At 43.1% G+C, this 19,928-nt stretch carries 13 protein-coding genes and 2 pseudogenes; 10 read left to right on the top strand and 5 right to left on the bottom strand.

Annotated features, from left to right (window positions below):
- Positions 1-218: 218 nt before the first annotated feature.
- Complete coding sequence (gene patD / locus IM485_RS18045; RefSeq protein ID WP_194016819.1) at positions 219-575, bottom strand: heterocyst frequency control protein PatD; 357 nt, start codon at positions 573-575, stop codon at positions 219-221.
- Positions 576-800: 225 nt separating this feature from the next.
- Here patD and IM485_RS18040 point away from each other — a divergent pair, with 225 nt between their 5' ends.
- Entirely contained in the window at positions 801-3,098 is a 2,298-nt protein-coding gene (locus IM485_RS18040) for a RelA/SpoT family protein (RefSeq protein WP_287744779.1), read from the top strand.
- 259 nt (positions 3,099-3,357) lie between these two features.
- Here IM485_RS18040 and IM485_RS18035 read toward each other — a convergent pair whose 3' ends face one another.
- From IM485_RS18035 to IM485_RS18025, 3 genes are all read right to left on the bottom strand, one after another.
- A complete protein-coding gene (locus tag IM485_RS18035) occupies positions 3,358-4,200 on the bottom strand; it encodes a formyltransferase family protein (RefSeq protein ID WP_104395313.1) in 843 nt (280 codons plus the stop codon).
- An 11-nt stretch (positions 4,201-4,211) separates the two neighbouring features.
- Positions 4,212-4,778, bottom strand: coding sequence for a sugar transferase (locus IM485_RS18030; protein WP_104395314.1), 567 nt, complete (start codon positions 4,776-4,778; stop codon positions 4,212-4,214).
- A gap of 90 nt (positions 4,779-4,868) precedes the next feature.
- Entirely contained in the window at positions 4,869-5,576 is a 708-nt protein-coding gene (locus tag IM485_RS18025) for a PIG-L deacetylase family protein (protein WP_287744758.1), read from the bottom strand.
- 792 nt (positions 5,577-6,368) lie between these two features.
- Between IM485_RS18025 and leuC the strand changes: the two genes are divergently transcribed.
- Both leuC and IM485_RS18015 read left to right on the top strand, forming a co-directional pair.
- Positions 6,369-7,769: a 3-isopropylmalate dehydratase large subunit gene (gene leuC, locus IM485_RS18020; protein ID WP_287744755.1), complete on the top strand. Its 1,401-nt coding sequence runs from the start codon at positions 6,369-6,371 to the stop codon at positions 7,767-7,769.
- 531 nt (positions 7,770-8,300) lie between these two features.
- Complete coding sequence (locus tag IM485_RS18015; protein ID WP_287744752.1) at positions 8,301-8,486, top strand: hypothetical protein; 186 nt, start codon at positions 8,301-8,303, stop codon at positions 8,484-8,486.
- Here the strand turns inward: IM485_RS18015 and IM485_RS18010 are convergent.
- Positions 8,455-10,893 (bottom strand): glycosyltransferase family 39 protein, encoded by a 2,439-nt coding sequence (locus tag IM485_RS18010; RefSeq protein ID WP_287744749.1) that lies wholly within the window; start codon positions 10,891-10,893, stop codon positions 8,455-8,457. The two genes, IM485_RS18015 and IM485_RS18010, sit on opposite strands and share 32 nt — an antisense overlap.
- Before the next feature lie 137 nt (positions 10,894-11,030).
- Between IM485_RS18010 and zds the strand changes: the two genes are divergently transcribed.
- The 7 genes and pseudogenes from zds (at position 11,031) to IM485_RS17975 (ending at position 19,706) form a co-directional block, all read left to right on the top strand.
- Complete coding sequence (gene zds, locus IM485_RS18005; protein ID WP_287744747.1) at positions 11,031-12,491, top strand: 9,9'-di-cis-zeta-carotene desaturase; 1,461 nt, start codon at positions 11,031-11,033, stop codon at positions 12,489-12,491.
- 229 nt (positions 12,492-12,720) lie between these two features.
- A complete protein-coding gene (locus tag IM485_RS18000) occupies positions 12,721-13,416 on the top strand; it encodes an aldehyde oxygenase (deformylating) (protein ID WP_287744744.1) in 696 nt (231 codons plus the stop codon).
- A 146-nt stretch (positions 13,417-13,562) separates the two neighbouring features.
- Positions 13,563-14,582, top strand: coding sequence for a long-chain acyl-[acyl-carrier-protein] reductase (locus IM485_RS17995; protein WP_104395320.1), 1,020 nt, complete (start codon positions 13,563-13,565; stop codon positions 14,580-14,582).
- 354 nt (positions 14,583-14,936) lie between these two features.
- Positions 14,937-15,491, top strand: a pseudogene (locus IM485_RS17990) (ISAs1 family transposase); the annotation flags it as partial.
- 20 nt (positions 15,492-15,511) lie between these two features.
- Positions 15,512-15,928, top strand: a pseudogene (locus IM485_RS17985) (ISKra4 family transposase); the annotation flags it as partial.
- Between the two features lie 189 nt (positions 15,929-16,117).
- The gene (locus IM485_RS17980) at positions 16,118-17,158 is read left to right on the top strand and encodes an FkbM family methyltransferase (protein ID WP_287744741.1); all 1,041 of its coding nucleotides are present in this window, start codon (positions 16,118-16,120) and stop codon (positions 17,156-17,158) included.
- Positions 17,159-17,273: 115 nt separating this feature from the next.
- Positions 17,274-19,706, top strand: coding sequence for a glycosyltransferase (locus tag IM485_RS17975; protein ID WP_228008474.1), 2,433 nt, complete (start codon positions 17,274-17,276; stop codon positions 19,704-19,706).
- Positions 19,707-19,928: the final 222 nt, after the last annotated feature.

Below are 19,928 nucleotides of genomic sequence, written 5' to 3'. Positions count from 1 at the left end.
GACTCGGTTAACAATTTTTAATATTCCTTGTTGACACCCTTACTGACAAAGAAAAAACTGAAATCAAGTCAGGATAAGGGTTGGAGTGCTTACTGCAAAAATTGTTAAGAAAGATCCCTATAAGGGATAGCTTGATAAGGGGGGGCATCTGATAATTTTTAACGCCTACCTACTTAGGGTCAAGTATGCCACACAAAGGGCGATCGAGCATTTAATCACTAATCGACAACTGCCCCTAACAAAACCCGACAATACCCCTTTAAAGTCTCCACTCGCTCGCTAATTATCCGTAAACGCTTCTCCCGTCCTTGCCGCGCTGAGGCCAAAAATAACCAGTCCGTCTCCAGCAATCGCCACGATCGATATAGTTCCGTCTGGACCGTGCGCCAACGATTAGCCACCTCTGGGCTGAAATTGTCATCATTTAGTGACAATATCTCCCCTTCTAGACAGGTTTGTAAAGCTTGAAAAGATTGTAACCCCGTGGAAGCATCCCCATCCAGAAGGGCAAGACTGAAATCCTCCAGTTTTCTTAACAAAGATTTGTAGGCTTGATGGTAATTTGTCGGTAGCATCCAATACAAAGCGCGTTAGAATTTGTTACATAAGATTAACGATTTGCCGTCACGGTTGCAAGTCCTCCTCCCGACCAGAGACAAAAACTTAAAAGAATCCCGCCCTTTTCGCCGATCGATCCGATTCCAGTGTTAGAGAGTTAAGTAATCTGGCATCCCTTCGGCCTAATAATTTTCTAGTTATCCGTCTCCACCACCCCTATTATCCATCTCCCCCATCTAACCATGAACGCCATCACTGCCACCCAACCAGAAACCCTCACCGCTCTTCCCCGGGCCACGGAACCGAAAAAAGCGTTAGTTTTACCCGATTGGCTGAAAGAATGCCTAATTACCTACGAAAACGACCCCCAGAATCCCGATAGCGGTTTAATCTGTCGGGCCTTTAATTTCGCTCACAAACTCCACGAGGGGCAGTATCGCAAATCCGGGGAACCCTATATCGCCCATCCCATAGCCGTGGCGGGATTACTGCGAGATCTGGGGGGTGATGGGGCAATGATCGCGGCGGGATTCCTTCACGATGTGGTGGAAGATACGGAAGTCACCCCCGAGGAAATCGAGGATAGATTCGGTGTCGAGGTGCGTAATTTGGTGGAAGCGGTGACAAAACTCTCCAAATTCAACTTTTCTAGCAAAACTGAACGGCAAGCGGAGAATTTTCGCCGAATGTTCCTGGCGATGGCTCAAGATATCCGCGTTATCGTGGTCAAATTAGCCGATCGCCTGCACAATATGCAAACCCTCGAACACCTTAACCCGCAACAGCAGCAACGCATCGCCCTCGAAACTAGAGAAATCTTTGCTCCTCTGGCTAACCGTTTAGGGATTGGGCGATTTAAATGGGAATTAGAGGATTTATGCTTTAAATACCTCGAACCCGATGCTTATCGCACCGTGCAGTTATTGGTATCGGAAAAACGCATCGATCGAGAGTCCCGCATCGAAACCGTTACTAACACATTGCGGGAAAAATTGCAAGAAATTGGCATAAAAGTTCTTGATTTACAAGGTCGCCCCAAACATCTCTACGGCATTTATCATAAAATGCACAATCAGGGTAAAGAATTCGAGCAGATTTATGATATTGCCGCCGTCCGCATTATCGTCGAAACTAAAGAGGAATGTTATCGTTGTTTAGCTGTAGTTCACGACCAATTTACTCCGATTCCTAACCGTTTTAAAGACTATATCGGTTTACCAAAAGCTAACCGTTATCAATCCCTCCATACCACCGTTGTTGGTTTAAATGCCCGCCCCCTAGAAGTGCAGATTCGCACCCTAGAAATGCACCATGTTGCTGAATACGGTATTGCAGCCCATTGGAAGTATAAAGAAACCGGTTCTAGTCAGACAACTTTAACCGCCGAGGATGAAAAATTTGCTTGGCTGCGTAATCTGCTCGACTGGCAAAAAGACCTTAAAGATGGCCAAGAATACATGGATGGCCTCAAAAATAATTTCTTTGAAGAAGATATCTATGTTTTTACCCCCAAAGGTGATGTGGTGGCCCTAGCCCAAGGCGCGACACCGGTAGATTTTGCCTATCATATTCATAGCGAAGTAGGTAATCAGATGAAAGGGGCAAGGATTAATGGTAAATGGTCAGTTCTTGATGCTCCCTTGCAAAATGGTGATCTGGTGGAAATTCTCACCAGCAAAAATAGTCACCCTAGTTTAGATTGGTTAAATTTTGTCGTTACTCCTAGCGCCAGAAATCGCATCCGGCAATGGTACAAAAAATCGCGCCGAGAAGAAAATATTAGCCGAGGTCGTGATTTATTAGAGAAAGAATTGGGTAAAACTGGCTTCGATGCCCTGCTGAAATCGGAACGAATGCAATCGGTGGCTAAACAGTGCAATTATGTGGCAGTAGATGATTTATTGGCGGCTTTGGGTTACGGCGAAGTTACCCTAAAAAATGTGGTTAATCGTCTGCAAGAAACAGTTAAAAATCAACAGGAAATTTTAACGGTCAAAAATCCGCCCGATGTCCTAACTGATTCCCAATTGATTCTACCACCTTCTCCCGTTCAAAGGGCTTTACCCGTTAGTAAATCACCGATCGCCGGTGTGGAGGGATTAGTCTATCGTTTGGCTGGTTGTTGTTGTCCTTTACCCGGAGAAAATATTACTGGTATAGTTGCCCATGCGGGGGAAGGTATTGTTATTCACCGTCAGGGCTGCTCGAATGTGGAAAAAGCCGAAGCTGAACGCTTAATTCCTGTTAGTTGGAATCCTATAGATGACCAGGGACGTTATCCAACTTATCCGGTAAATATTCAGATTGAAGTGATTGATCGCGTCGGGGTTTTAAAAGATATTCTCTCTCGTTTAAGTGACCAAAATATTAACGTTCGCAATGCCGGAGTTAAGACTAATTTCGGCAAACCCGCTTTAATTTCCCTGAAAATTGAAGTAAAAGACCTGCAACAATTTGAACGCTGTGTTACTCAAATTAAGCTGATGAGCGATGTTTTAAACGTTCGTCGCATCAGTCAGGTAAAAAGCGATCGAGAGTAAGTTAAACCTAAAATTTCTGCTAATATCCCCCAAACTTCAGAGCCCCTTAGCTGTTGAAGTGCGATGCTGACACTGACTAAAACCACGAGGGCAATATCGGCACTTTTTGTCACCGAACAGCGTAGGATCGATAATTAATCTGAGCGCAAAAATCCCTATGTTATTATCCCTACTCTCAGTCATCAGTTTTCTGATTAGTTTTCTGGTGGTTGCCCTGATTAAACAACGTTTTAGCCCAGGGCAGAATTAGGGGTGTTATTTATGTAGAACTCAGGCTCTCATAGTCTATAGCATCAAAAACACCATCGCTTAGATACAAGCGCTGGCTGTTAGGGGGTTGCGGTTGTGCGGATTTCCCGATCGCACCACGCCAGATTCTGATCATTTGGTCTTGTTCTTTCCAGAATGCCCCCGGATAGGGATGGGTGGTGGCGCGCACCAGAAGGTCCACCTCGGTGACGGTCATCGTCGGATCAATTTGCCCATCTTCGGGAGTCCTTCCAGGCCATTCAGTCGCTTGAGAGTCATCTTGTGGTCTTGGTTGTAAGCGATCGCTAATTAGTTCTGGCCAGATGCGACCGATCAACTGCTGGTGAGCAATCGCCACCCGTTGATAAAGAGTCGTTGCTGTTTCATCAGCAGCGATCGCTATTTTTTCCTGGGCTAAAATCGGGCCTGTATCCACCCCTTCATCTAATTGAAATAAAGTCACTCCTGTTTCAGGTAATCCTTTGATAATCGCCCAAGGAATAGAAGCGCGACCGCGGCCTACGGGCAGCAGTGTCGGGTGCATTCCTAGTACACCCCTTTTTACTGCCTGAAGAACTGGTGGTTTAGCGATTTGAGACCAACCAATGATGAACAGCCAATCGATTTCTCTCTCTTGCAGGGATTGAATAACTTCTGGAGCGTTGACACTACGAATTTTTACAACTTCTATACCTCGCTGCTGACAGAAAGAATCCACATAAATCCGCCCTGATTTATCTTGAGCGAGGTTATCTTTGAGAGTAATCACTAAGTCTAGTTTGCCACCTTGTTCGTAGATGGTTTCCATACAAGCAAGACCCAATTGTACACAGGTAACAAAAGCAAATTTCATAAAAACTGACCTTAATAAACTGGAGGTTTTTTAGTTAGATAACCAAAGGTTCTAAAAATGATAGTTACATCTCCCCAAAAGGATATCTTACTGGCATACTTACCATCCCATTCTCCCTTTTCTAAATCAGGCATATTATCGTAGGAATTGACTTGTGCTAATCCCGTTAACCCCGGTTTACAACCAGTGGAGCCGTTTCGCTCTCGTAGCCTGCACAGGTCTGTTTGAGAAGGTAGGGCGGGGCGAGGGCCAACTATACTCATATCCCCTCGTAAAATATTAATTAACTGGGGCAGTTCATCTATATTAGTCCGACGAATAAATTGGCCAATACGAGTAATCGTTAAAGAATTAGCCTGCGCGGAAGGAACTTGGGCCGCATTAACCGCCATACTCCGAAACTTCAGCAGTTCAAACAATTTTCCCTTTTGGCCGACCCGCTGTTGTCGAAATAGCGGCGAAGCACCATCCTCTAGATAAATGGCTAGGGCGGTTAATAACATGAGCGGAGATAGAATTAATAAGGCGATCGCCGCTAAGATAATATCTAACAGACGTTTTCCGTAAGAACTATACATAGATCAACACCAACTTTCACAATTTAAGCTAGAGAAAGAACAGCGAAAACCCAGACACGATCAAGTTTTCCCCTTGTTACTTTTGACTTTTTACTTGGTATAACCTCTAATCCCCCCAATTGTCAAAGCCTGAAAAGCAGTTTGAAAGGCTTCCGCGTACTTCATTCCCGCCTGTCCACCTCGGTAGGCAGCTAAACCCGTCAGGATTTCAGGGCTACGAGGGTGAGGAAAATCTCTCATCACTCCTCGATAAGAACGCAGGGCTTCGATTTTTTGTTTCAAGCAAGTTTCGCCGATTTCAAAGAAGGTATCGGGAGAAAAGCTATTGCCTTGCACGGGAAAAGACCAATCCGTTGCCGATAAAATCTCCATAAAGTATAGTCCCCGTAAGGAGGGTAAGTCCGAGCGACGCTGAAATAATCTGGCAGCTGCCTGACAAGCGATCGAGGTATGATGGTGGTCGTTGTTCAGATCGTGAGGATGATGAGTAAAGATAATATCTGCCTGAGTTTGCTGGATGGCCTGCTCGATAAACTGCACTAGCTCTAGATGGGAAATCGTATTAAATTGTATATTCGGAAAATTACCCAAAATTGCGCTTTTAAAACCAATTATAGTTTTAGATGCCTTAATATCTTCCAATAAATCCGGCAAATCCGGACGCTGACGGCGGGCATCCACCTGACCAGATAAGATACAAGGGTACACGGCAACGCCTTGAGCGGCAAGAGCGGCGGCAGTGCCACCACAGCCCAAGACTTCATCGTCGGGATGAGCTACAATAATTAAAACTGTCATGCTTCTCTGGGGAAACTTATAGGTCAAGACAAGAAACTCCCCCTTATCTTACTATTGATGGTAAAATTTGCGGGAAATCTAAATCACAAGAAAGCCGACTAAATATTTTATTGCTCCATTGTTAGGGCTAATCGCTCCTATAGAGTAAAGGGAGCTTGCCAATCAAGGGTTTTTTGAATTTGGCTAGTATTAAGATGGAAATTGATGCAACCCGCTTTTGAACGCCACGATTCCTTGATGTTGCCTAAAAAATAGTAAGATTAATCATCATGGCCAGTTGTATTAATTGTCTGATAGTAAAAAACAATGAGGAATATCGGTAAGACTTCCATGACCTTTCTTGTTAGTTAATTTGCTAGGAATCTTTGAGTATTACTATATTATTATTAACTACTTAGGAAACCTAGTAGCATGGCTAAGTTTACCTCTGATTCTAGGATTAATTGTTCTCAGATAAATTTATCTGAACAAGAGAGTTAGCGAGCATAATTTATCAGTGACAAGAAAAGAATAATTTTTTTTGCTATGGACTGAGGGGTTATTCAAACCTAGAGAATGTTAGACTAAATCCTATTTAAAAATTATAGGGATCAGGGGGTAAAGAGCATCAGTAATTACTCAAATAGTTATTGAAGAAAGTCGTTTCTTTCACTCAAGAACTGATGGTTTTAATCTAGCAAAAACAGAGCTATTTACCTATTATCCCTCCTAACCAAGAGAAAAGAAAAAATTAATATTTATCGGATCAGGTTAGCTGATATGATTAGAGAGATGACTATCATTCCAAGGTCAATGAGCGCAAGAACGTTATTCGATAAAGTCTGGGACGCACACACGGTTAAGATTCTTCCCAGTGGACAGACACAATTATTCATCGGACTGCATCTAGTCCATGAAGTCACCAGTCCGCAAGCTTTTTCGATGCTGAGAGAAAGGGGTTTAAAAGTATTATTTCCAGGACGGACTATTGCCACCGTCGATCACATCGTCCCCACCGAAAATCAGGCGCGTCCTTTCCTTGACGATTTGGCCGAGGAAATGATCCGGGCGATCGAAACTAATGTTCAAACCAATAATATTCCTTTCTACGGCATCGGTTCCGGCAATCAGGGCATAGTTCATGTGATCGCTCCCGAACAGGGACTAACCCAACCCGGTATGACGATCGCCTGCGGTGACTCCCACACCTCCACCCACGGCGCTTTTGGTGCGATCGCTTTTGGCATCGGCACTTCCCAAGTACGCGATGTTCTTGCTACCCAAACCCTATCCCTATCGAAATTAAAAGTGCGTCGAGTGGAGGTAAACGGCGATTTAAACCCCGGGGTCTATGCTAAAGATGTAATTCTCCATATTATCCGTCAATTGGGCGTTAAAGGCGGTGTTGGTTATGCCTACGAGTATGCTGGTAGTACAATTGAACGGATGTCCATGGAAGAAAGGATGACGATTTGTAACATGGCGATCGAAGGTGGGGCCCGATGTGGTTATATCAACCCCGATCAAATCACCTACGATTACCTCAAAGGTCGTGATTTTGCACCCAAAGACTGGGAAAGTGCGGTTAATTGGTGGGAAAGCATTAAAAGCGATGCCGATGCGGTTTATGACGATGTGGTGGTCTTCGATGCCGGTGAAATCGAACCCACCGTTACTTGGGGGATTACTCCGGGCCAAGGAATCGGGGTTAACGAAGTCATTCCCACTCCCGAAAGTTTACCAGAAAGTGAAAGAGCGATCGCAGAGGAAGCCTATCAATACATGAAACTCACCCCCGGCACCCCGATTAAAGGCACAAAAATCGATGTCTGCTTCGTCGGTAGCTGTACTAACGGCCGGATCAGTGATCTGCGCGAAGCGGCCAAATTTGCCCAAGGTCATCGTGTTGCCCCCCATGTGAAAGCTTTTATCGTCCCCGGTTCCGAAAGAGTCAAAAAACAGGCGGAAGCGGAAGGATTAGACCAAATTTTCCTAGCATCGGGCTTTGAATGGCGCGAGGCTGGCTGTTCCATGTGTTTAGCCATGAATCCTGATAAATTGCAGGGAGATCAGATCAGCGCCTCCTCCTCCAATCGTAATTTTAAAGGTCGTCAAGGTTCCGCTTCCGGGCGTACTTTGTTGATGAGTCCGGCGATGGTTGTAGCGGCAGCGATTAAAGGGGAAGTCACCGATCCCAGGGAGTTGTTACAGTAGTTATCTCAATGGTGAGATAGGAAGGAGTCAGTCCCGATGAAAAAATTTTCACCACCAGAGATGGAAGTGGTACTTTTCCCTCCTGCCCCCTGCCTCCTGCCTCTTTCAAGTCAGGAGTCAGGAGTCAGGAGATTATTTTTATTTGTTCTCCCCTCTCCCATCTCCCATCTCCCATCTCTACAATAATTACTCGCAACCAGAAATACATTAGGTTCACATCATACTTTGTGCTTTTTGTCAAAAAAACTTTTTTTTTGCAATAAAACTACACAAAAAAAAGATCATCGTTGTGGGTGAAATTGACTAATTTACCCGTTTTAATTAGGATCACCTTCTAGGTGTGGTAAGGGTTTCAACCATTGTTGCCCAAAAAAGCACAGAATAACCCATTGTGAAATTCTATCAAATCGCTGTAACCAGCATAACGTCGTTGTTAAATAAAAATCTTTCTCAATTAATTCTTAAGAATTTATAAATATTGCGGAATGTTAATTTAAATATTCTCAAGTTTTTGCATTCAATAAATAACTTTTGCTTATCTTTGTCCAACATTGGGTTAGAAGTCAGGAGTCAGTTATCAGTTATCAGTTATCAGTTATCAGTTCACTGAGAAAACTCCCCACACCCTACACCCCACACCCTACACCCTACACCCTACACCCTACACCCCACTTCCCACTCTCTTTTAATTTGACTGCCATAATTGCCAAGCTTTAACGAGATTTCCTCCCATCAAGGCAGCCACTGCATTTAAAGTCTTAATTTCCTCACTATCCGGATTTAATTTTCTGGCCTGATCTAAGACTTTTTGGGCTGCTTGCGGTTGCCAATCGTAGAGATAAATAAAACCTTGATAAGCATAATGATAGGGATTATGGGGGTCAATTTTAATCATTTCCTCCGTGGCTTTTATTGCCCCTGCCACATCCTGTTGTAGTACCTTAGAAATTGCTAATCCGTAGGCTAAAGATAATTTATCGGGGGGGTTTTGTTGCTGTAAACGATAGGAAAAAGCTTTGTCTGCTTGCAGCACATAATCCTGAATCGAATCGTATTGATTGATACGATTAGTTAACTGAAAAATTGGCTCAATACCCGTTAATCCTTGACCAATATTAGCAGACTTTAAGCGCAATTGGGTGACTAAATCTAATTGGGGCGTTGCTAACTTGGGAACTTGAGGATCGATAGTAATTTGAGCATTAGTTTTAATCGGATAGGTTTCGCCAGTTTCCCGATTGAGATAGACAGCAGATAAGCGATAAACTCCGGGGGTTGCTGCCGACTGCATGGCGGTTTTTTCAGTGACTTCAAAACCTTTTTGTTGCTCTTCTGGAGTTAATTTTTCTGCCATTAATCCCCCCATAGCAATACCATGATCGTGCATCCAATAATCCTTACCGTCCACTTCTTGCCAGTTTAAAATCACTATCCCTGACTTTAATTGTTGCCAGTCTCCTGCCCATTTGTAAACCACGGGAATTGGTTGATTAGGAGAGGCTTTTTCGGCAATGGCAATCTCTCTTAATTCCACCTGTATTGGAGCAGTTCCAAGGGGTTTAACCGTGACGGAAGGATATATTTTACGGTGTAGAGAAAGGGTACTATCATCCGGTAGCTGCCAAGTTTTCTCCACTTGGAAATCTGGCCCAGTGGCGACTCGATTAACAATTTTTTTCTGGACATCGGGGACGGAACCCTGTTCACCAGTTTTAGTTAAAAACCAATCTAAAGAATTGACATCCTTTTCTATATCTTCTTCCCTAACTCCCACCTGTCTGCCGGCAACCTGGGAATTATGTTTACCACCGTAGAAAGAGAAAGTATGTTGATTTAATTCCGGGGTGGAAGGTAAAACCCCTAGGGTGCTGCGAAGATAGGGAGAATCGCCTAGAATCTCTTTAACTACTTCTTCCTGCTGCCAGCCAGTTTTTAAATAGGGATGGTGTTGTAATTCGGGACTGAAAACGTTAGTAATTATATCTCCCCCCAAGGGAAATAAATTTAAGCTGGTGAGGATAGCGGCAATAGTTATAGTTCCCCAACGGATACTGGGGGCAAAACGACCGCGCCAAGATAATAAACCAATGGATAAAATTAAGGATAAAGTCGGTAAAAGCGGCAAAATATAACGAGCATCTTTATTGATATTGAGGGATGATAATAGGTATCCCCCCAGCAGAAAAACTCCTAACCAAATCCACACAGGACGATTAACCTTATCTTCGGTTTTTCTATGACGTAAGGAGATTAATAATCCCACCACGGGAACTAATAACAATACCCAAGAAAGAAAATAGGGTAAAACTTGGGCGTAAAATGTCCAGGCATCTGGACTGGTAAGAGGCGGGTCTCCCTCCAAAATGGCCGAATCTACCGTGGCACGTTTGCCTGCGGTTAACATTAATAACCAATTCGTCCGATACCAGGGAAACATTAACCATGCTGCCGTCAAAAAACTGAGCATTAATTGCGCTAGATTGCCCCAACGTTTTCGCCGGAGATTTTCGCCCAATACCCACAAAATCGGTAAAAAGAGGAAAAATAGGGCGGTTTGTTTGACTAACATCCCTAAACCGAAAGAAATCCCGAAAGCGATCGCTTTTAGCCAGCCTCCACCACTAAATCGCCACCATGTCAAGCAAAAGTAAGAAAACGTTACAATTGCCGCTAAGGGAAAGTCTAAGAGATATTCGAGGCGATAATAGTATAAACCGGGGAGAAATTGACAGATTAAGACCGCCCAGAGTGCTACAGTCCCATTAAAGAGGATAATTCCCAATCCATACACAGAAAAGAGCAGTAGGGCGCTATAGATGGCCATTACCCACATACCCGCGTCAAGACTAATACCAAAGAGATTAAAGAAGGGAATCGTTAAAAGATAGGTTAAAGGGGGAATTTTCGGCGACATTAGCCATAAACTGCGCCACCAATCCCCATCAAACCAGCGCGGATTTTGGAAAGCTTGGGTATAGATAATCCCACCGTTGAGATAATCGGCCTGATCCCAAGCAGGAATAGTATGATCGAGACTAAACCAGAATCTATCGACTAATATCCCCAATATCCAAATAATACTGACAATAATTAATCCCTGTCTCCCCTCTAGCGATCGCTTCAAAATGACTTCTCCCTAGTGCAACTCTCAATTATTCTGCCACGCTCTCAAGCGCCCCTGAAAAAATCGCCAGCAAGAAACACCAGACCGATCGGGGTAAAATAAAGATTTAGTGAAAAATTGTAACAGGAACTTGACAAATGCGAGTGGTGATCGTTGGTGCAGGGTTAGCGGGAATGGCAACAGCTATCGATCTGGTCGATGCGGGCTGTACAGTAGAAATCTTAGAATCTCGTCCCTTTGTCGGTGGAAAAGTCGGTAGTTGGGTAGATGCGGACGGTAATCACATCGAGATGGGCTTGCACGTCTTTTTTGGCTGTTACTATAATCTTTTTGAGTTAATGAAAAAAGTGGGCGCTTTTCAATCCCTACTGCTCAAAGAACACACCCACACTTTTATCAACGAAGGGGGAAAAATCGGCGAATTAGACTTCCGTTTCGCCGCAGGTGCGCCTTTTAACGGTTTAAAAGCCTTTTTTACCTCCTCCCAACTCTCGGCAGCCGATAAAATCTTTAATTCTCTGGCCTTAGGTACAAGTCCCATCGTCCGCGGTCTGATAGACTTTCAAGGAGCGATGAAAACGATTCGGGATCTGGACTCGATTAGTTTTGCCGATTGGTTTCGTAGCCATGGCGGTAATGACGGCAGTTTAAAAAAAATGTGGAATCCGATCGCCTATGCCTTAGGATTTATCGATACGGAAAATATCTCGGCCCGTTGTATGCTGACGATTTTCCAATTTTTCGCCGCTAAAACCGAAGCTTCCGTCCTGCGGATGTTAGAAGGTTCCCCCCACGAATACCTGCATAAACCGATTATTAACTATCTGGAGGCCCGGGGTGCCAAAATCTCTACCCGTCGTCAAGTGCGGGAAATTCTCTATTCTGGAGAGGGCGAAAATCTGCAAGTTAATGGCATGATCGTCGCTAACGGAGAAACCACGGAAACTATCACCGCAGATGCCTATGTTTGCGCTGGTGATGTCCCTGGTGTTCAGCGTCTTATTCCCCAAGATTGGCGAAAAATGCCGATTTTTGACAATATTTTCCGACTAGAAGCCGTCCCCGTCGCCACGGTACAATTGCGTTTTGACGGTTGGGTGACGGAGTTAAATGATGCCGAAAAACGCCGACAACTGCAAAAAGCGGTGGGAATTGACAATCTTTTGTACACCCACCAAGCGGATTTTTCCTGTTTTGCAGATCTTGCTCTCACCAGTCCTAGGGATTATTATCGCCCCGGAGAAGGTTCTTTATTACAGTTGGTTTTAACCCCCGGTGACCCTTTTATTAAAGCTAAAAATGAAGATATTGCCCAGCACGTTTTAGCGCAAGTCCATCAGTTATTTCCCTCCTCGCGGGAGTTAAAGATGACTTGGTTTAGCGTGGTGAAATTGGCCCAGAGTCTCTATCGGGAAGCACCGGGGATGGATGTCTATCGTCCCTCGCAAGCGACTCCTATTGCTAACTTTTTCCTTGCTGGCAGTTATACCCAACAGGATTACATTGATAGCATGGAAGGAGCCACTTTATCCGGTAAACAGGCAGCCAAGGCCATCCTACAACAGGCCGAGCGCCGGAAATCTTTAGCCACGGTTTGAGCAAACAGTAGGCAATCTCCTCCCTTAAGAAGGGATTGCCTCTAGATTTGTTTTCAGTGGCAAAAGATAACCGCTATAGTTAACTTGGCAAGTCAGCCTCTCAAGCCAAGCTATACAAAAAAGACCGATCGAGCTAGACTCGTAAAAAGATCACTCCATCTAGAAGGCTTACCCTAGACTGGAAAGAACATCGGAAAAATCTCGTCAGAAATAGGAGTCAATCGAGTTTATGCCAGAGCTTGCTGTACCATTAGAGCTTGATTTCACCAGCGAAACCTATAAATCAGCCTATAGTCGCATTAATGCCATCGTTATTGAAGGCGAATACGAGGCCAATAGCAATTATATTCAATTAGCAGACATCCTCACCGATAACAAAGAAGAATTACACCGTCTGGCAAAAATGGAAAACCGTCACATGAAAGGTTTTCAAGCTTGCGGCCAAAATTTGAAAATCACTCCTGATATGGATTATGCCAGAGAATTCTTTGCCTCTCTGCACGATAACTTCCAAATTGCCTACGCAGAAGGTAAAATTGTTACCTGTTTATTGATCCAATCTTTGATTATCGAAGCTTTTGCGATCGCTGCCTATAATATTTATATTCCTGTTGCTGATCCTTTTGCCCGTAAAATTACTGAAAGCGTAGTTAAAGACGAATATTTACATCTCAATTTTGGCGAAGAATGGCTAAAAGCTAACTTTGAAACCGCTAAAGAGGAATTAGAAGCTGCAAATCGCGCTAATCTACCCATTGTCTGGAGAATGCTCAATCAAGTCGAGGATGATGCTCGCGTCCTCGCTATGGAAAAAGAGGCCCTCGTGGAAGACTTTATGATTAGCTACGGGGAAGCGTTAAGCAATATTGGTTTCAGTACCCGTGATATCATGCGGATGTCTGCCTACGGATTAACTGCCGTCTAAAGCTTGAGCATCGAGATTTCTTTTTTTCCATGCTGCCGCTCAACACAGAGCGGCTCTTTTGTGTATTATATTTAAGAGTCTTAACGATTTCTTAGCAATATCCTAATTTTTATCTAGTGCCATCTAGTCTAACGAAAGAACAATCAATGTTTGGTCTTATAGGTCATCTTACCAGTTTAGAACACGCCCAATCGGTCGCCGACGATCTAGGTTATCCTGAATATGCTAACCAGGGATTAGATTTTTGGTGTGCTGCCCCCCCGCAAATTGTCGATGATTTTCATGTCACCAGCATCACGGGGCAAACCATCAGAGGAAAATATATCGAATCCTGTTTTTTACCAGAGATGTTGTCGAATCGTTGGGTAAAGTCTGCTATTCGTAAGGTGCTAAATGCCATGGCACTCGCTCAAAAAAGTGATATCAATATCACCGCACTCGGCGGTTTTTCTTCAATTATTTTCGAGGAGTTTAATCTCAAAGATAATCGACAGGTGCGCAATATCGAGCTAGATTTTGGCCGTTTTACCACCGGTAACACCCACACCGCTTACGTCATCTGCACTCAGGTGCAAACCCTCGCTGACAAAATGGGCATCGATTTAGCTCAATCTACCATCGTGGTTTGTGGGGCCACCGGAGATATCGGCAGTGCTGTTTGTCGTTGGTTAAATGAAAAAACCGATACAAAGGAACTAATCTATGTGGCACGCAATCAAGAGCGTTTACAATCTCTCCAAGAGGAGTTAGGACGCGGTAAAATTCTCCCCCTAGAGGAGGCTTTACCCCTGGCTGATATCATTGTTTGGGTGGCTAGTATGCCTAAAGGGGTGGAAATTGATCCAGATAAACTCAAGCGCCCCTGTCTTATTATTGATGGTGGTTATCCGAAAAATTTAGGCATGGTGTTAAATGCCCCCGATATTTCGGTGATTAAGGGCGGTATTGTCGAGCATTCCCTCGATATTGACTGGAAAATTATGAAAATCGTTAATATGGATATTCCCTCTCGTCAAATGTTTGCCTGTTTTGCTGAGGCGATTTTATTGGAGTTGGAGGGTTGGCAAACTAATTTTTCCTGGGGACGCAATCAAATTACCGTCCCTAAAATGGAACAAATCGGCGCAGCTTCCCGCAAACACGGGTTTCAACCTTTGTTATTTTAATTAATTTATCTAGAATGTCATTGGGTTCATCCCACAACCCACTGCTAAGTTCAGCAATCAAAGAATCATCGATTGGCCTTGGATCCATCGCTTTTCTCTATGTTTTCAACCCATCAAGTCTATTTGCAGGGTGAGCGCATCTTAACAATTCTTGACAAAATGAACTTTATGTGATTTGCTTACCCAGAGAGCGATTCAGACATATTTGAGGAGAATTTGCCATCTCAATTGTTGAGCAAAAATTGACCAAATGGGTCGATTTCGCAACTATTCTCATTGACTGGTATCACTTGAAATGCCCACACAACAAACGGATCAAAAAATTGGTCAATTGTCAATAGCGTTTGAGATGCTCTCACCCTGAATCATCCGACTCTTTATACTCAGGTCAAAAACTGGTTTGAGCAAGCTCAAGCACATCAATTTGATGGTATTTAATTTAGTTATGATTACCGTCTGGAAAAAGGTCATCATCGCCTTGAAAAACGTTGGTGTTGGGCTGTACCCTTAGAAGCTTTCGGCGGTCTTTATCAACAAGCTCAATGGCGAGGACTTCAAAGTATTATCATGGTTAAACGAGTTCGTCATCTTTGGAATAAAACCACTTGTGAAGTCCAATTTTATCTCAGTTCTCTCCCTGCTGATGCTCAAAAAATAGGTAATGCTATTCGTAAGCATTGGGGCATTGAAAATCAGGCTCATTGGATTTTAGATGTTACTTTTAATGAAGATAAATGTCGGATTCGCTCAGGCCACAGCCCTCGTAATTTTGCCTTCTTGAGACGAGTAGCACTTAACGCTCTTAACCAGGAATCCACTTACCGACGTAGTCTGGCACAAAAAAGTCAACGGGCGGCCATGGATAATAACTATATGATGGCTATGCTGAAAGCCTTTTGTCAAGCCTAATTGAGATGCTCTTACCCCGACATGATGGTATCTGGAATTTATTTGGTCAGATAGGAGAGAAACAGGAAAGAATTGAAATATTGGATTGGTATCATTTAATCGAAAACCTCTAGAAAGTTGGGGGGTCATTCCAGGGAATTGAGGAGGTAAAATGTTTTCTATGGAAGGGGGAAGTGGACGCGGCTATCTCTTGTTTTGAAGGATGGTCAGAGCCGCAAGTGGAGAATTTTATTACGTATTTGAACAAGCATAAACATCGAATTGTCAATTATGGTTATTTGCAAGCAGAGGGTATTTCCATTGGCTCTGGCTCCGGGTCATCAAAAATTAAACAAATTGCTCATCGTCTTAAAATTACTGGTGCAAGTTGGAAATCTGGTAATGTACTGCAAGTCCTTCTTCATCGCTGTGCTTATCTAAATGGTTGCCTTTTTTAACTTTTTTATTGATCTCATTAAGCATTTCTAGTTATTGCAAAGGTGAGATGCTCCCAATTTAATCTCTCTAAACGAACACCTGTTCTCACTGGCTTATATGTAAAGTTTTGTGTAGAAGCTCAACATTTCTGAATTGTGGTATACTGTGACTTGTGGCAGTCTTTTAATATTCATAATCAAAAACTATAGATGTTTACTTCCTACGCTCAGAACTTTGAAGATGTAATTCTCAATCGAATTTTTAAAGATAAAGAATCGGGTTTCTATATCGATATCGGAGCGCACCATCCCGTTTACGATTCAGTTACAAAAGCTTTTTACGACCGAGGTTGGCGGGGTATAAATGTAGAACCCATACGGGATTTTTTTGAACTCTTACAGCGAGATAGACCCGAAGATGTTAATTTAAACTTAGCGGTTGGCGAGCAAAAAACAACACTTGAATTTTTCGAGTTACAGGGTAGTGGTTTTTCAACACTCGATAGCAATATCGCCATCAAACTAGCTGCCGAGAGGCAATTAGCTCTATCTTGTTACGAGGTAAGCGTTACTACCCTCTCCGAAATCTGCCAGAAATATGGCTCTATTGCCATTGATTTTCTTAAGATCGACGTAGAAGGATGGGAAGAGCAAGTAATAGCGGGAAACGATTGGGACACTTTCAGACCTACCGTAATTATTATTGAAGCGACTATTCCTAATTCTCCCGTTCGTCGTGAGACTAATATTGCCAGTTTCTTACAGGAAAAAGGCTATGATTTAGTTTATTTTGACGGATTAAATGATTATTACCTAGCGAAAGAGTCTAGTCAATTTAGATTTCATTTTCAAACTCCTCCTAACGTCTTCGATAATTTTAGTATTTTTAGACTTAAAGATTTAACCGATCAAACGATTCTTCTAAATAAAAGTATACAAGAACGAGATAGAGAAATCACCATATTAAACCAATGTTTGGAAGACGAACGATTTGAATCTAAACGTCTATCTCGAGAGCTAAAAAAACTAAAATTGTTTAAAGATGAGCAAATCAAATACTATCAAATCAAAGAAAGTGAACTACAAATACTAATATCTCAACTGAACCACAAGATTCTAGATTTAGAAGCCTTAAAAACTGATTTATACCAAGCCCAAGAGAAAATTTTAGCCATGGAAAGTAGTAAATTTTGGAAACTTAGATATTTTTGGTTTCGCTTGAGAAAACGACTGGGAATCTCTGGGGATTAAATAATATAACAAAACTTGATTGCGACAGAAAAAATTTAGCAATATATGAAATTTTGAATTGGCGGAGTCAAGAAATAATAGCAAACCAATTAATTTTTTGTACAAGGAACTACAAATGAGTCAAGAACTAGAGATGAAGGTCGAGTCCAATTTATCTTCATTTGCCAGCGGTCAAAATCAAAAAAGATTGGCAATTATCACAATTTGTTCTAATAACTATTTCCCTTACGCTAGAGTTTTATTTTCCTCTCTGCGTCGCTATCATCCAGAAGCAGCCCTATTTTTATGCCGAGCCGACAATAAATCAAACTTAGAATTAGGCATCGAAGGGGTCAAAATTATTGAGGTACAAGATTTAGATATACCTAATTTTTTTGATTTTGCTTTTCGGTACGATATAATGGAGTTTAACACAGCAGTTAAACCATTTGTAATACGACTACTGTTGGAAAAATGGGATTTTGGGCGAGTCATTTATCTGGATCCTGATATCGAGTTATTTGCCCCGATGACCGTTGTTATTGAAGCACTCGCAAAAGGTGCGGATTTTGTTTTAACTCCCCACATCACTGCACCAGCCGAAACGGATTACTATCCGGACGATATCGCAATGATGAGGTCTGGAATTTATAATCTCGGCTTTTTGGCCGTTAGTAACAGTGAGTCTACTCTAATTTTTCTTCATTGGTGGGGGAGACGACTAAGATTTTACTGCTTAAATCAAATTGACAGGGGGATTTTTGTCGATCAAAAATTTATCGATCTACTACCGAGTTTCTGCGAGCGGGTGAAAATTTTACGCCATCCTAATCTTAATGTCGCCTATTGGAATTTATGGCAACGTAATTTAGAAAAAACTCCAGAAGGATGGCGAGTTAACGGAGAACCTTTAATCTTCTTCCATTTTAGTGGAATCGACGTTAAAAGTCCTGCCCGTCTTTCCAAGCACACCTCTAGGTATAAAGAGAATTTAGAACCTGTTCTACAAAATTTAATCTCCTACTATATCGCTCAGTTAAAACAATTTGGCATTAAGGAAATTCAAATGCTGGATTACGGTTACGGTAGTTTTAGCAATCAAGTTCCGATCACTAATCTGATGCGATGGTGCTATAGAGAAATCGAGGAGACTTGGGTAGATAATCCCTTTCAAACTTTCCATAAATTTCTCAATGAACCCTACTGGCAAGGTGCTGCAAAAGGCCTATATCCTTTGACTAATTTAATGTACTATTTTTGGGCGAAAGAGTCCAATCTACAGAAGCTATTCGATCTAGACGATCCCGATGGACGAAAAAATTACGCTAAATGGTTTATTCAAAACGCCACCGAACACCGCATTGACGAATATTTTGTGTCTCCTATTCTCGAGCGCTTTGCCGAACAATTTAGCTTACCCCGCCCGTCCTCATCTCACCGTCCCATCGATCCAAGCGAATATGATGTTTGTGTTATCGGCTACCTTAAAGCCGAGATGGGAGTGGGACAAGCGGGGCGATCGGTTTTGAAGAGTTTGGCGACGACTGGGGCGAGAGTCCGGGGCTTTAACGTATCCGTTAATGTGAGCGCCCGTCAATCCGATTGCTCTGTTGCGTCGCTTCTCTCGTCCATACCCGATGCCCGCGTACAGATTTACTCGGTTAATGCCGATCAACTCGCCGTCGTTTCCGAGGCAGTTGCCCCGTTATGTCAACGATCGTCCCAGTATCGAATTAATATGCCTTTTTGGGAAATCAGTCGGTTTCCCAGTGATTGGATCGCTTCCTATGGAGACTTCGACGAGGTTTGGGCTCCCACGCGCTTTATCCAAGCGAGTGTACAGGGAACTTTAGATCTGCCAGTTGTTTGGATGCCGCCTGCCGTTACCTTAACGGATTTCGAGTCGGTCGATCGAAGTCAATTTAACCTTCCTGCGGAGGCTTTTCTGTTCCTGTTCAACTTCGATTTTTCCTCCTACTCAACACGCAAAAACCCCCTGGCCGTGATCGAGGCTTACCGCCTCGCTTTTCGTCGTCGTCCCCTCAAAGTTGCCACTGCTCTGGTGATCAAAACAATGGGACGGGATGCGGACGGAAATAATTTAGAACGACTCTTGAAAATGACCGAGGAAGAATCAGACATCATTATTATTAACGAGCAAATGACTTACAGCGAAGTCCTTAGTCTAATGAATTGCTGCGATTGTTATGTCTCGCTACATCGCTCGGAAGGATTCGGTTACACTTTGGCGGAAGCCATGCTACTCGGCAAACCAGTGATTGCCACCGATTATTCTGGAACGAGAGACTTTGTCGATCAAACCACTGCGTTTCCAGTCAAGTATAGATTGAAATCCCTCGAAAAGGATGACTACCCTTTTGGGGAGGGACAGAAATGGGCTGACCCCGATCTCGACCATGCGGCCTGGCTGATGCGGAGAGTTATTGAAGATGAACCCGATACTGGCAGAATCGCCCTCGCAGGAAGACACAAAATTCAAAGTACCTATTCTCCCGATCTGGTCGGTCAAAACTATCTCGATCGCCTCCGAAAAATCGGTGTTCTTTAGACGCTATCGATAACCTTTTTGTTCAGGGTAATCGCACGTTGATTGAGTTCTGAAATTCTGAGAAGTTGGCCTAAAATTCGATGGCTAACTCAGGCTTGTGTCTGATACTAAATCCGTTGAGTATAGGATACTTATGAGGACAGGCAAAAGGCAAAAGTCAAAGGGTAGAATAAATAATCAGTTTTTAATAACTGGATTTAGTCTGAACCGATCACAAACATC

The sequence above is a fragment of the Microcystis sp. M169S2 genome, assembly GCF_020245865.1.
Lineage (GTDB): Bacteria > Cyanobacteriota > Cyanobacteriia > Cyanobacteriales > Microcystaceae > Microcystis > Microcystis ichthyoblabe_A.
Note: the sequence above shows the minus strand (reverse complement) of the source record. Positions and strands in the feature narration are given on the sequence as shown.